This is a genomic window from Actinospineispora spinosispora DSM 44797 (assembly GCF_000429025.1).
GTDB lineage: Bacteria > Actinomycetota > Actinomycetes > Mycobacteriales > Pseudonocardiaceae > Pseudonocardia > Pseudonocardia spinosispora.
Genome location: NZ_AUBB01000020.1, coordinates 202,510 through 217,700 on the forward strand (window position 1 = coordinate 202,510; position 15,191 = coordinate 217,700).

Sequence of the window (15,191 nt, forward strand, 5' to 3'; positions counted from 1 at the left end):
AAGCTTTCCGAAGCGGTCAACGGATTCGGCCATGTCAGTGGATGCCGAGCGTCTTGCCGATGAAGTCGAAGACCTCTTCATCGGAGGAGGAGTCGAGGCTCTCGGCGGCCGCCGCCGAGCGGGTGCCGGTGGTGGTGTCCTTCCAGCGGGCGACGACGGCCTCGAGCCGTGCCGTGATCCGCGCCGTCTCGTCGTCCTCGCCGACGGTCGCGGCGAGGAGGGTCTCGAGCCTGTCGAGCTCGGCCAGCACCGGCTGGGAGGGCGACATCCCCTCCGGGACCAGGAGCGAGCGCAGGTGCGCGGCCACGGCGACGGGCGTCGTGTGGTCGAACAGCAGGGTCGCCGACAGCCGCCGACCGATCGCGGCACCGAGCCGGTCACGCAGCTCGATGGCGGTCAGCGAGTCGGCACCCAGGTCGCTGAAAGCCCGGTCGGGCGGAAGGTCGTCGGGTGAGGGGTAGCTGAGCACCCCCGCCGCCTCGGACCGGACCAGCTCCACCAGCAGCTGCTCCTGCTCGGCTCGGGGCAGGGGCAGCAGCTGCTCGGTGAGGGCGCTCCGGCCGCCGCCCGCCGGGTCGTCCGCTTCGGGGCCGCCGCCCGCCAGCGCCAGTACAACCTCGGGCAGCCCCTCGATCAGGGCGCTGGGCCTGCGCAGGGTGAAGGCCGGGGCGAACACGGTCCAGTCGACATCGACCACCGTGACCAGTGCCTCGCCGGCGTCGAGGACCTGGCCGAGAGCTCGGATTCCCTGTGCCGGGTCCAGCAGCCGCAGCCCACGTCGGACCATCTGGGCCTTGCCCTCGTGGTCGCTCATGCCGCCGCCGTCCCACGGACCCCATGCGACGCAGGTTGAGGGCAGGCCCCGGCCCCGGCGGTTCTCGGTCAGCGCGTCGAGGAACGCGTTGACGGCGGCGTAGCCCGGCTGCAGGCCACTGCCCCAGGTCGCGGAGATCGAGGAGAAGAGCACAAACGCGTCGAGGTCGAGGCCGCGCGTCAGCTCGTCGAGATGCATCGTGCCGGCCGTCTTGACGGCCGCCAGCTCGGCGAGCTCGGCCAATGTGGTGTCGCGCAGCGCGGTCGCCTGTCCGGCACCGGCGGCATGCAGGACCGAGGTCAGCGGCGGGCCACCGACGGCGATCCAGGCCAGCAGCCCGGCGACGTCAGGGCGATGGGCGACATCGGCCGCAACGACGCCGACCGCGGTTCCCTCGGCGGCAAGCTCGGCGGCGAGCGCCACCGCACCCTGCGCGCCCACGCCGGAGCGGCTGGTCAGGACGACCCGTGGAGCACCCCTGCCGGCCAGCCAGCGGGCCGTGTGCCCGCCGATCGACCCGGTGCCCCCGGTGATCAGCACCGTGCCACGCGGTGTCCAGGACCCGTCCCGCCTCGGCCGGGGTGCCCGCTCCAGCCGCCGGGCCCGGATACCCGCGCCGCGCAGCGCCACCTGGTCCTCGCCGCTGCCGGCCAACACCGCGCAGAGCCGGTCGGCGGTCCGGTCGTCGAGCGCGGCCGGCAGGTCGATCAGGCCACCCCAGCGTTCGGGGTGTTCCAGGCCGACCACCAGGCCGAGGCCCCAGACCTGGGCCTGCAGCGGGTTGGCCAGCAGTTCGGCAGGCTCGGCGGCCACAGCCTGGGAGGTGAGCACCCACAGCGGCGCCTCGACCTCCACATCGCCCAGCGCCTGGACCAGGCCCATGGTCGCGGCCAGTCCCGCCGTCACCGTCGGCCGGTCGACCAGCGGCGTCTCGTCGAGGGCCAGCAGCGAGAGGACGCCGGCCACCCCGGAGTTGCCGGCCAGGTCGAGCTCCTCGGCGAGTGCCTGCCGGGTCGTGTTGTCCTTGTCGACGCGGGTGACAACGACCTCGGCGCCGCGCTCGGTCAGCGCCATGGCACAGCGCTCGGCCGGCTCGTCGCCGGCCGCGCCGGTCACGACCAGCCATGTCCCGGAGAGCGTGACGGGGTCGGCGTCCGCGACCGGAGCCCAGGAGACCCGGTAGCGCCAGGCGTCGGTGGCCGATCGGTCCCGTTCGCGGCGGCGCCAGGAGGCGAGCACCGGAACCAGCTCACCCAGCCCGGGGTCGTCGGTGGCGAGCGTCTCGGACAGTGCCAGCTGGTCGCCGGACTCGATCGCGGCCCAGAACCGTGCCTCGGCCTCACCGACCGTGTGGTCGTCGCCGGACCCGTTGGTCACCCCGAGCCGGAGCTTGTGCGGACCGAGCGGCCAGAACCGTTGCTGCCCGAAGGCGTAGGTGGGAAGGTCCACCCGGTTCCCGGCCGGCAGGACCACCGTCCAGTCGACAGCGGCTCCCCGCACGTGAGCGCGGGCCAGCGCGGTCAGTACCGCGTCGTGGGCGGCCGTCCGGGCCCGCAGCAGCGGGATGAACTCCGGCTCGGCGCCGCGAGCCGGTTCGTCTCCGGTCGGGGTCGCGTCGGGGCCGGGCAGCGCTGCCTGCCCCATCGCCGAGAGCGTGCCGTCCGGACCGATCTCGAGGAAGATCGACACGCCATGGCCGGCCAGCGAGGCGACGGCGTCGGCGAACCGGACCGCCCGCCGAGCCTGGGCCGGCCAGTAGCCGCCGTCCGGGGCGGTCAGTAGCGCACCGTCACACGCTCCGGCCCAGGTGACCGTCGGTGTCCCGTGCTCGAGGTCCGCCGCGACCCGCCCGAGCTCGTCCAGTACCGGATCCATCCGGGCCGAGTGGAACGCGTGGCTGACCCGCAGCCGCCGCACCCGCCTGCCCCGCTCCCGCCACGTCCGCGCCACCTCCTCGACGGCCTCGGTGTCCCCCGAGACCACCACGGCGGACGGACCGTTCACCGCCGCGATCTCGACCCCGGGAACGCCCTCCAGCGTCTCCGTCACCTCGGCCTCACTCGCCTCCAGCGCGGCCATCGCACCGCCGGTGGGCAGGGCCTGCATGAGCCGAGCCCGCGCCGCGACGAGCCGGCTCGCGTCGGCGAGGGACAGCACCCCGGCCGCGTGGGCCGCCGCGATCTCCCCCACCGAGTGGCCGGCCACCGCGTCCGGCACGATCCCGGCCGAGGCCAGCAGTGCGACCAGACCGACCTCGACCGCGAACAGCCCGGTCTGCGCGTAGACCGTCTGATCCGCCCGTTCCTGGTCGTGCCCGGTCCCGAGCACGACCTCCCGGATCGGCAGCCCCAGCTCGGTTTCCAGGCATACGCAGGCCTGGTCGAACGCCGCCGCGAAGGCCGGCGAGGCCGCGTGCAGGTCGCGCCCCATGCCGGCCCGCTGCGCGCCCTGGCCCGCGAACAGGAACCCGATCTTGGGGCGGCCTGCCGGCACCGCACCGCGCACCACCGAAGGCGCCGACGCGTCGGCGGCCAGCGCGCGCAGGCCAGAGGTCAGCGTCTCGCGGTCGGCGCCAAGGACCACCGCCCGGTGCTCGAACGGCGACCGGGAGGTGGCCAGCGACCAGCCGACATCAGTGATGTCGACCTGGTCCGGACCGGTCGGGGCGGAGACGAAGTCGGCCAGCCGCGCGGCCTGAGCCAGCAGCCCGGCCGGCGTGCGCCCGGACACCACCCAGACCCGTGAACCATTGGTGAGCAAGGCCGGCCGGGCCGGCTCGGTCGAGGTGACCGGGTCGCCGGGGGCCTCCTCGAGGATGGCGTGGGCATTGGTGCCGCTGATCCCGAACGCCGAGACCCCGGCCCGGCGCGGGCGCCCGTTCACCGGCCAGTCGACCGTCTCGCTCAGCAGCCGCACCTGTCCCGCCGACCAGTCGACGTGCGGTGACGGCTCCTCGCTGTGCAGGCTGCGCGGGAGCTTCCGGTGCCGCAGGGCCAGCACCATCTTCATCACACCCGCGACCCCGGCGGCGGCCTGGGTGTGACCGATGTTCGACTTGACCGAGCCGAGCCACAGCGGCCGGTCCTCCGGGCGGTCCTGCCCGTAGGTGGCGAGCAGGGCCTGGGCCTCGATCGGGTCACCGAGCGGCGTGCCGGTGCCGTGCGCCTCCACGACGTCGACGTCCGCCGGTGACAGCCGCGCGTTGGCGAGCGCGGCCCGGATCACCCGTTGCTGTGAAGGCCCGTTGGGGGCGGTCAGCCCGTTGGACGCGCCGTCCTGGTTCGTCGCGCTGTCGCGGACCACGGCCAGTACCTCGTGGCCGAGGCGCCGGGCATCGGAGAGCCGCTCGAGCACGAGCATGCCAACGCCCTCGGCCATCCCCATGCCGTCCGCGTCGGCACCGAACGCCTTGGAGCGGCCGTCCGGGGCCAGCCCACGCTGCCGGGAGAACACCACGAGGTCCCAGGGGGTCGCCATGATGGTGACTCCGCCTGCCAACGCCAGCGTGCACTCGCCGGAACGCAGGGCCTGGGCGGCCAGATGCAGGGCGACCAGGGACGACGAGCAGGCGGTGTCGATCGTGACGGCGGGGCCCTCCAGCCCGAGGGTGTAGGCCACCCGGCCGGAGATCACGCTGGTTGCGTTGCCGGCCATCAGGTGGCCTTCCAGTCCGTCCGCGCCCTCCGCGCCGGTCTGCTGTCCCACCGACGCGTAACCAGAGCTGTAGCCGCCGACGAACACCCCGGTCCGTGACCCACGCAGCGAGCCCGGCTCGATGCCCGCGCGTTCCAAGCCTTCCCATGAGGTCTCCAGCAACAGGCGCTGCTGGGGATCCATCGCCATCGCCTCCCGAGGGCTGATCCCGAAGAACCCCGGGTCGAACAGCCCGGCCTCGTGCACAAAGCCGCCTGCCCGCACGTACGTCGTCCCGCTGTGGCCGGGATCGGCGTGGTAGAGGCCGTCCAGGTCCCAGCCCCGGTCGGTCGGGAACCCGGAGATGGCGTCCGTACCGGAGACGAGCAGGTCCCAGAGCTGGTCCGGGGTGCGAACGCCGCCGGGGAACCGGCAGCCCATGCCCACGATGGCGATCGGCTCACCCGCGGCGGCCGCTGTCGTCACCGGCGCGTCGGTCGCGGACCGGTCGCCCAGCAGTTCCGCCCGGAGATGCTCGGCCAGTGCCGTCGGCGTCGGATAGTCGAACAGGAGGCTGGCCGGCAGCCGGAGACCGGCGGCCGCGCTGAGCCGGTTGCGCAGCTCCACGGCGGTCAACGAGTCGAACCCGAGATCGCTGAACGCCCTGCCGGCCTCGACTCCGTCCGGCGAGGGATAGGCCAGCACCTCGGCCGCGACGGCCTGGACCAGGCCGACCAGCTTCGGTACCTGCCCGGCCCGAGGGAGGGTGAGCAGCTGTCCGACCAGCTCGTCCCTGGTCACCCGCGCGCCGTCGCGGGCTGTGGCGCCGGACGCGGCCGTCATCCGCTGGATCTCGGCCAGGTCGCGCAGCAACGGTGCCCGCTGCATCTCGTGCTCGCTGCCGGCGGACTCGATCACCGCCCAGTCGATGTCCATGACGGTGAGCGCGCTGTCGGGGCCGAGGAGCGCGTCGGCCAGTGCCTGGACCGCGAGCCGCGGCTCCATCAGCACCTCCCAGCGGTTGCGGCTCAGCCGCTGCCGGGTCGCTTCGCTGGCCTGCGCGACACCGCCTCCCGCCCACGGCCCCCACGCCACCGACAGCGCGGGCTGACCGAGGGCACGCCGGTGCTGGGCCAGTGCGTCGAGGTAGGCGTTGGCGGCCGCGTAGTTGCCCTGGCCGCCGGCTCCGAAGGTCGCCGCCGCCGAGGAGAACAGCACGAAGGCGTCGAGCTCGAGACCGGCCGTCAGCTCGTCCAGCAGCGCGGCGCTGCCGGCCTTGGCCGCGAGCACGGGCGCCAACCGGGCCGGGTCGAGCCGGTCGAGCACGCCGTTGTCGACGACACCGGCGGTGTGCAGCACACCGGTCAGCTCGTCGCCGGTCGCCGCGATCCGGGCCAGGACCCCGGACAGGTCGCCTCGGTCGCCGGTGTCGCCGGCCAGCACCGCGACGGTCGTACCGGCGGCCGCCAGCTCCGCGGCCAACGCGGCGGTGCCCGTCGACGCGGCGCCCGAGCGGCTGAGAAGCACCACCCTCGGAGCGCCTCTGTCGGCCACCCAGCGGGCCACGTGTCGACCGATCGCACCGGTGCCGCCGGTGATCAGGATGCTGCCCCGAGGGGTCCACGGCGCGGCGTCCGTGTCGTGCCGAGGGGCGTGGGTCAACCGCCTGCCCCGGATGCCGTCCGCTCTGATCGCGACCTGGTCCTCGTCGAGGCCTGCCAGCACGGCGGCCAGCCGCGCGCCGGCCGGCTGGTCCAGGTCGGCGGGAAGATCGACGAGCCCGCCCCAGCGGTCGGGGTGTTCCAGTGCCGCGACCCGGCAGAGGCCCCACGTCTGTGCCTGCGGCAGGCCGGTCAGGGTCTCCTCGGGCGCGGTCGACACCGCGCCGGACGTCGCCACCCACAGCGGGGCCGCGACCTCGGCGTCACCGAGCGCCTGGACCAGGGCCAAGGTCGCGGCGAGCCCGACGGGCACGGCAGGCGATCCGGCCAGCGGGGTCTCCTCCAGCGCCAGCAGGGACAGCACACCGGCCGGCGGCCTCTGCTCGGCGACGGAACGAATCCGAGCTGCCAGCCCCTCCCGATCCGCGTCGGCCGCGGCCAGACAGATCCGCTCCACCTGAGCGCCTTGCGCGGTCAGGAGCCGGTCGACCGCCTCGGACCTGTCCGCGTCGGCCTCGCCCGCGACGAGGAGCCAGGTTCCCGCCAGCCGTGTCGTGCCCGGCTCGGCGACCGGGACCCAGGCGTCGCGGTAGCGCCAGTCGTCCGGCACCGAGCCGGCCCTGCGCGCCGGGGTCGGGCGCGCGCCGACCGGGTCCAGCCAGTACGACTGCCGCTGGAAGGCGTACGTGGGCAGCTCCACGACTGTTCCGGCCGTCAGCACTCGGGCCCAGTCGACGTTCACCCCGCGCACGTGCACCTGGGCCAGCGAAGCCAGGAACCGGGCGGCCCCGCTGTTCTCGCGTTCCACCGTCCCCGCGATGAGTGGGGAGCCCGGGACCTCGGCCTCCTCGAGCGTCTCCGCGATCGCCCCGGTCAGCACCGGATGCGGGGACACCTCGACGAACGTCCGGCACCCCGCCTCGGCCAGCGCCAGGGTGGCGTCCTGGAAGCACACCCGGTCGCGCACGTTCGCGTACCAGTACGCCGCGTCGAGCTCCGGGCCGTCGACCCGGCGACCGGTCACCGAGGAGAACAGCGCCGCCCGACCCGGTCGCGGCTCGAGATCGGCCAAGTCGCGGACCAAGCCGTCGCGCAGCGGTTCGACCAGCGCCGAATGGGCCACGAAATCGGTCTGCGGGATCTGCCAGCGCATGACCCGCCGTGCCGACAGCTCCCGCTCCAGCTCGACCAGGGCGTCCAGGTCACCGGAGACGACCGTGGTCGCCGGACCGTTGACGGCGGCCACGGAGAGCCGTCGCGCCCAGCTGTCGTTCCCGGCCAGCAGCGCCTCGACCGAGGCGACCGGCATCACCACCGAGAGCATCCCGGCCGACGCCGCCAGCCCGGAGAGGGCCCGGCTGCGCACGGCGACCACCTTCGCCGCGTCCTGGAGAGACAGGATTCCGGCGACGCAGGCCGCCGCGATCTCACCCTGGCTGTGCCCGACAACGGCATCCGGGTGCACGCCCGCGGCCTCCCAGACCGCGGCCAACGACACCATCACGGCCCACAGCAGGGGCTGCACGACGTCGGCACGTTCGAGCCCCGGCGCACCCTCGTGGCCGGCCAGCACGGCGTCCAGCGACCAGTCGACGTGCGGTTCCAGCGCCGCACCGCACTCGGCGAGCCGCGCCGCGAAGACCGGCGAGGACGCCGCCAGCTCCCGACCCATTCCAGCCCATTGCGCTCCCTGACCAGGGAATACGAATACGATCCCGCCGACTCCACCGCTGGAGGCCACCCCGGTCGTCACCCCGGGGTCGCGGCGCTGCGCGACCAGTGCGGACAGCCCGGCCAGTAGCGCATCACGGTCCGCCCCGATCACCGCGGCCCGGTGGTCGAGTGCCGCCCGCGACACGGTCAGCGACCACCCCACGTCGCCAGGAGCCAGCTCCGGGCGGGCCGTGGCATACGAAGCCAGCCGCTCAGCCTGTGCCACCAGCCCGGCTTCCGAACGGGCCGACAGCAGCCAGACCGGTGGCGCGGGCAATAGCACGGACGGCACAGGCTCGCAGGCGCTGGACACGGGTTCGTCGACCGGTGCCGGGTACTCGCCGGCCGGGGCCTCTTCGAGGATGACGTGGGCATTGGTTCCGCTGATCCCGAACGCGGACACACCGGCCCGGCGCGGCCGGTCACCCGACGGCCACGCACACGCGTGCGTCAGCAGCTCGATGTCACCGGCGGACCAGTCCACGTGCGGGGACCGCTCACCCGCGTGCAGCGTGCGCGGCAGCAGCCCGTGCCGCAGTGCCAACACCATCTTGATCAGCCCGGCCGTCCCGGCGGCCTGCTGGGTGTGGCCGATGTTCGACTTCACCGAGCCCAGCCGCAACGGCCGGCCCTCCGGCCGGTCCTGGCCGTAGGTCGCCAGCAGGGCCTGAGCCTCGATCGGGTCGCCCAACGGGGTCCCGGTGCCGTGGGCCTCGACCGCGTCGACGTCGGCGGCACTCAGCCCCGCGCTGGCCAGGGCGGCCCGGATCACCCGTTGCTGGGAGGGGCCGTTCGGCGCGGTCAGCCCGTTGGAGGCACCGTCCTGGTTGACCGCGCTACCCGCCACCACGGCGAGCACCCGGTGCCCGGCGCGGCGGGCATCGGAAAGTCGCTCCAGTACGACCATGCCCGCGCCCTCGGCGACACCCATGCCGTCGGCCCCGGCGCCGAACGCCTTGCACCGCCCGTCCGGGGCCAACCCCAGCTGACGGCTGAAGTCGGTGAACATGACCGGGCTGGCCGTCACGAACACGGCTCCGGCCAGCGCCAGCGTGCACTCGCCCGACCGGAGCGCGGCGGCGGCCAGGTGCAGCGCGACCAGGCCGGAGGAACACGCCGTGTCGACGGTCAGCGCCGGTCCCTCCAGACCGAGGAGGTAGGCCACCCGTCCGGACAGCACACTGGTCGCGGTACCGGTCACCAGTCCGCCGTCGAACGCGCCGTCGGACTGCTCGGTGCCGTAGCGCGTTGCGGTGCCGCCGGCGAACACCCCGGTCCGGCTGCCGCGCAGCGACGTGGGGTCGATGGAGGCCCGTTCGAGCGCCTCCCACGACGTCTCCAGCACCAGGCGTTGCTGCGGGTCCATGGTGAGGGCCTCACGCGGGCTGATCCCGAAGAAGCCGGCGTCGAACTCGTCCGCCGCGTGCAGGAACCCGCCGAGCTGGATGTGGGAGGTGCCCTCACGGTCCGGATCGGGATCGAACAGTTCCTCGGTGTGCCAGCCTCGGTTGCGCGGGAACTCACCGATCGCGTCGGTCCCCTCGGCGAGCAGCTCCCAGAATCCCTCGGGGGTGTCGACCCCGCCGGGGTACCTGCAGCCGATGCCGACGATGGCGATCGGCTCGCCGGGATCCGCCGGCGCCGAATGCCCGGCGGCACGGTCGGCGTCCCGCCCGTCCCCGGACAGCTGGGAGCGGAGGAACTCCGCGGCCGCCACCGGAGTCGGGTAGTCGAAGACCAGCGTGGCAGGCAGCCGCAGTCCGGTCGCGGCGTTGAGCCGGTCACGCAGCTCCACGGCGGTCAGGGAGTCGAAGCCGAGGTCGCTGAAGGCCCAGTCCGGTTGGACGTCGTCGAGTGAGGCATGGCCGAGGACGGCGGCGACCCTGGCCCGGGTCAGCTCGAGCAGGACGCGGGTCTGCTCTGCCTCGGGGAGACCGGCGAGCTGCCGTCCCAACGCCGTCCCCGAGGCCGGCACGTCGACCTCGGCATCGGCGAGCGAGCTCGACACCTCGGGCAGGCCGGCGAGCAGCGGGCTGGGGCGCCGCAGGGTGAAGGTCGCGGCGAACCGGGCCCAGTCGACGTCGACGACGGTCACCGCGGTGTCCGCGTTGTCGAGGCTCTGTCCCAGCGCGCGAATCCCCTGGGCCGGGTCCATGGGCCTCAGCCCGCGCCGCCGCATCCGCCGGCCGTCGTCACCGCTCGCCGGGCCATGGTCCGCCCACGGCCCCCACGCGAGCGACGTCGCCGCCAGCCCGATGCCGCGCCGGTGTGCGGCCAGGGCGTCGAGGTACGCGTTCGCCGCCGCGGCACCGGGCTGGCCGGCGCTGCCCCAGGTCGCGGCGATCGAGGAGAAGAGGACGAACGTGTCCAGGTCCAGGGACCGGGTGAGCTCGTCCAGCCAGATCGCGCCGCCGACCTTCTCGTCGAGGACGTCGGCCAGGTCGGTGACGGTCGTGTCGGCCACGGCGGTGGCCTGCTCGACCCCGGAGGTGTGGAACACCGCCGTCAGCGGCACCTCGTCGCGGCCGGCCCTGGCGAGCAGTCCGGCCGTCTCGTCCCGTCGAGCGACATCGACGGCAAGAACGCTGACCGTGCTACCGGTGGTGGCCAGTGCGGCCGCGAGTTCGGCCGCGCCGGGCGCGCACGGGCCCGACCGGCCAGCCAGCACCAGATGCTCGGCACCGTTCTCGGCCAGCCAGCGGGCTGTCGTGTCGGCGATCGTGCCGGCGTCACCGGTGATCAGGGTGGCGCCCCGGGTCCCCCAGGTTCGGTCGCCGTCACGGGCGAGCGAGGCCCGCACCAGGCGGCGGGCCAGTGCCCCGGCACCTCGGATCGCGACCTGGTCCTCGCCGCACCCGGCAAGGACGGCGGCCAGTCGCGCCTCGGCCGGGTCGTCCAGCGTGGCGGGCAGATCGATGAGTCCACCCCAGCGGTCCGGGTGTTCGAGCGCGACGACCCGGCCAAGGCCCCAGACCTGCGACTGCACCAGCCCGGCCACTGCCTCGTCGGGTCTGGTCGCGACCGCCTCGCGGGTGAGAACCCACAGCGGCGCCTGGACCTCGGCGTCGCCCAGTGCCTGGACCAGCCCCAGCGTCGCGGCCAACCCGGAGGTGAGTACCGGTGACTCCGGCCGGGGCGCCTCGTCCAATGCCAGCATCGAGAGCACCCCGGCCGGCGGGGCGGCCCCGGTGGCCCGGCACTCGGTGAGCGTCTCGTCGATCCGGGCGGCTAGGACTGCCCGATCGAGCTCATCAGGGGCAAGCTCGACGAGGATCGGCCGGGCGCCCCGCGCGCTCAGCATCGACAGGTACCGGGAGCTCTCCTCACCGGCCGACGAGTCCGCGACCACGAGCCAGGTCCCAGCCGGCCGGGCCGGCCCCGTGTCGGGGATCGGTTCCCAGGAGACCTGGTAGCGCCAACCGACGGTCGCCGCCTCATGACGCTCGCGTTGCCGCCACGACCACAACGCCGGCAACACCTCACCGAGCGGTCGCGTGCCGTCCACGGCGAGCGTGCTGTCCAGTGTCGCCAGGTCACCGGCCTCGACCGCAGCCCAGAAACGCCGCTCCGCCTCGGTACTCTCAGCGTCCGGGGTCGTGCCGCCGGACGGCCTCGGTTGGGCCCAGAAGTGCTGCCGCGCGAAGGCGTACGTCGGGAGGGCGACCCGCCGCGTGGGCGGAAGCACGGCCGTCCAATCCACCGCGACGCCTCGGACGTGCGCCCCGGCGATGGCGGTCAGCACCGATTCCGCCGAGGCCACTCTCGGTCGCAGTACGGGAATGAAGTCCGCGCCGGGCACCGGGTCCTCTGGGCCGGCGATGGCGGACCGCCCCAGGCCGGACAGCGTCGAGTCGGGGCCGATCTCGAGGAACACCGAGACGCCTTCGCCGGCCAGCGCGGTGACGGCGTCGGCAAACCGCACCGGCCGGCGGGCCTGCTCGGTCCAGTACCCCGGGTGCGGCTCGGTGATCAGCTCGCCGGTCAGCGCCCCGGCCCAGGTGACCGTCGGCTCAGTGTGGTCCAGTCCGGCGGCGACCTCGGCCAGCTCCGCCAGCATCGGGTCCATCCGCGCCGAGTGGAACGCGTGGCTGACCCGCAGCCGCCGCACTCGTCGGCCGCGCTCCCGCCAGTCCTCGACGAGCTCGTCCACCCGCTCGGCATCACCGGACACGACCACCGACGTCGGTCCGTTCACCGCGGCCAAGCCGACGCCTTCGACGCCGTCGGTGACCGCGAGCATCTCGGCCTCGGTCGCCTCGACGGCGGCCATCGCGCCACCCTCGGGCAGCGCCTGCATCAGCCGACCCCGCGCCGCCACCAGCCGACAGGCGTCGCTGAGGCTCAGCACCCCCGCCGCGTGGGCCGCCGCGATCTCGCCGACCGAATGACCGGCCACCGCGTCCGGGGTGATCCCGGCCGCCGCGAGCATGGCCACCAGCCCGGCCTCGACCGCGAACAACCCTGCCTGGGCGTACAGGGTCTGGTCCGCGCGCGGGTCCTCCTCGTCGGCCGCGTCACCGCCGCCGAGCACCACCTCCCGGATCGGTACCCCGAGATCGGCCTCCAGCAGGGCACACGCCTGGTCGAACACCGCCGCGAAAGCCGGGGACGACGCATACAGGTCCCGGCCCATACCGGCTCGCTGCGCTCCCTGCCCGGCGAACAGGAAACCGACCCGGCAGGTGCCGCCGGGCGGCACCACCCCCGACACCACGCCGGGAGCGGGGTCACCGGAAGCCAGCGCCGACAGCCCCGCCGTCAGGTCGCCGAGGTCGGCGCCGAGAACCACGGCCCGGTGCTCGAACGTCGGTCGGGTCGTCGCCAGCGACCAGGCGATCTCAGCGAGATCGTTGTCCTCGGCCGGGTCCGCACCAGTCCGGCCGGCCACGAACGCAGCCAGCTTCTCTGCCTGGGCCGGAAGTCCGGCGGCGGACCGGCTGGACACCAACCAGACGGACGGCGCCCCGGTGAGCATCGGCTCTGCCGAGGTGGCGGCTCCGACAACGGCGTTCTCGACCTCGACGTTCGGCGCACCCGCGTCCGGCGACGAGTCCTCCGCGCCGTCGAACCCGGCCGGGTCCTCTTCCACGATGACGTGAGCGTTGGTGCCGCTCATCCCGAACGACGACACCCCGGCCCGGCGCGGTCGGTCGCCGGCGGCCCAGTCGACCTCCTCGGCCAGCAGCCGCAGCCCACCCGACCAGTCCACGTGCGGGGACGGCTCTTCGGCGTGCAGGGTGCGGGGCAGCCGTCCGTGGCGCAGGGCCAACACCATCTTGATCAGCCCCGCGATACCGGCGGCGGCCTGGGTGTGACCGATGTTGGACTTGACCGAACCCGTCCAGAGCGGGCGCTCGGGATCCCGGTCCTGCCCGTAGGTCGCCAGCAGCGCTTGGGCCTCGATCGGGTCGCCGAGCTCGGTGCCGGTGCCGTGTGCTTCGACCGCGTCGATGTCGTGCGGGGTGAGCCCGGCGCCGGCCAGTGCCGCCTGGATGACACGTTGCTGGGAGGGGCCGTTGGGTGCGGTCAGCCCGTTGGAGGCGCCGTCGGAGTTCACCGCGCTGCCCCGGATCACCGCGAGCACCTCGTGCCCGTGCCTGCGGGCGTCGGAGAGCCGCTCGAGTACGACCATGCCGGCGCCCTCGGCCATCCCCATCCCGTCGGCCGAGGCGGAGAAGGGCTTGCACCGCCCGTCGGGGGCGAGGCCGAGCTGCCGGCTGCCCCAGATGAACCACGTGGGGCTGGCCAGGACCGTCACAGCCCCGGCCAGTGCGAGCGAGCACTCGCCCGACCGGAGGGCCTGGACGGCGAGGTGCAGTGCAACCAGCGACGAGGAGCACGCCGTGTCCACCGACACGGCCGGGCCCTCGAGTCCCAGTGTGAAGGCCACCCGGCCGGAGATGACGCTGTTCGCGGTGCCGGTGAGCAGGTGGCTCTCCAGGCTGCCGTCCTCGTCTCTGAGGCCGGTGCCGTAGCCGGAGAGGCTGGCTCCGGCGAACACCCCGGTCGAGGAGCCCCGCAGGCTTGCCGGGTCGATGCCGGCCCGCTCCAGCGCCTCCCAGGAGGTCTGCAGCAGGAGCCGCTGCTGCGGGTCCATGGCCAGCGCTTCGCGCGGGCTGATCCCGAAGAATCCGGGGTCGAAGTCGCCCGCGTCGTACACGAATCCGCCCGAGCGCACGTTCGACGTGCCGGAACGCGCCGGGTCCGGGTCGTACAGGCCGTCCAGGTCCCAACCACGTGTGCTCGGGAACCCAGAGACGGCATCCACGCCCGCCGCCAGCAGTTCCCACAGCTGCTCCGCGTCCCGCACGCCCCCGGGGAACCGGCAACCCATGCCGACGATCGCCACCGGCTCCCGGCCTTGTTCCTCGACCTCCCGCAGGCGGCGGCGGGTTTGCTGAAGGTTGGCGGTCACCAGCTTCAGGTAATCACGGAGCTTTTCCTCGTTAGACATCCAGCCGCCATTCCCTGATTGCTCGACGTGAGCATTCCCCTGACTCGCCGACAGCCGAAATCGTCGACACAAGGGGTAGGCACAACAAGAGGAGACCGAACACGATCACGTTCGACAGGACACTAATCCGGGCGGCGGAAGCCAGGCAACCCGCCGAGGCGGCATTAGCGAGCGCCCCTTCGCCGGTCGGTGTTCAACCGTGCTTTCTCTCCGGTTGAACACCGACCGGCGAATATGAATATGCGGTCGACAACGCTGCTGGCCGGGGCAGCCTTGATGCGTCGTCGGTCTCCCTCTCCGGTGTTCAACCGCGGCAATTCCGCACTCGAACACCGAGGTTGTCTCGTGTCGAACGCTCTGGGTACCGTGCTGACGGCCGGTGGCACTCGGTCACCACCGCCAATTCTCCGTCGTCCTTCGGAACCAATCTTCTGAAGGAATTCAACCAACATCGAAGCTGAAGAGGTGACGGGCAGTGGGACACGTGTTCTCGCTAGTTCTCAACAGAGAGATTACCGACGAAGAATCGGCGGCGCTGCGCGGCGCGGGTTGCGCCGACGCCGTTTTCGGCACCGACTCGCTGCCGACCAACGCCGATGTCACGGTCACGAAGATGGACTTCGACGACACGGTATCGCCCTCGCTGGCCGAGGCGATCGAGTCTGCTCTGGAGGCCGTGAAGGCGGTGCCGGACCTCACCGTTCCCGGGCTCACCGTCCCGGCGGTACCGAAGGCGCCGGAAGCGGACCAGACCGTGGTCGAAGGAGAGGTCGTCGAGGCTGATTCGGAGCTGGCCTCGGTCGAATAGGGCCGTGGCACAGCGCCTGTGCCGTCGCCCGGCCGCCCCGCGATGCCGTCGGGCCGTTTCTCGAGTCTATCGGGCCGACCCGGCCACGACGCGAGACGCGGCCCGCCG

Annotated in this window: 2 protein-coding genes; one reads left to right on the forward strand and one right to left on the reverse strand. The window is 73.5% G+C overall.

The genetic code is table 11. The features are described from left to right. Positions 1–34: 34 nt before the first annotated feature. Complete coding sequence (locus G406_RS0108095; RefSeq protein WP_028933453.1) at positions 35–14,275, reverse strand: type I polyketide synthase; 14,241 nt, start codon at positions 14,273–14,275, stop codon at positions 35–37. A gap of 475 nt (positions 14,276–14,750) precedes the next feature. On the opposite strand from G406_RS0108095, the gene G406_RS0108100 reads away from it, so the two are divergent. Beyond that, positions 14,751–15,083, forward strand: a complete 333-nt coding sequence (locus G406_RS0108100; RefSeq protein WP_028933454.1) for a hypothetical protein — start codon at positions 14,751–14,753, stop codon at positions 15,081–15,083. The last annotated feature ends 108 nt before the right edge of the window (positions 15,084–15,191 follow it).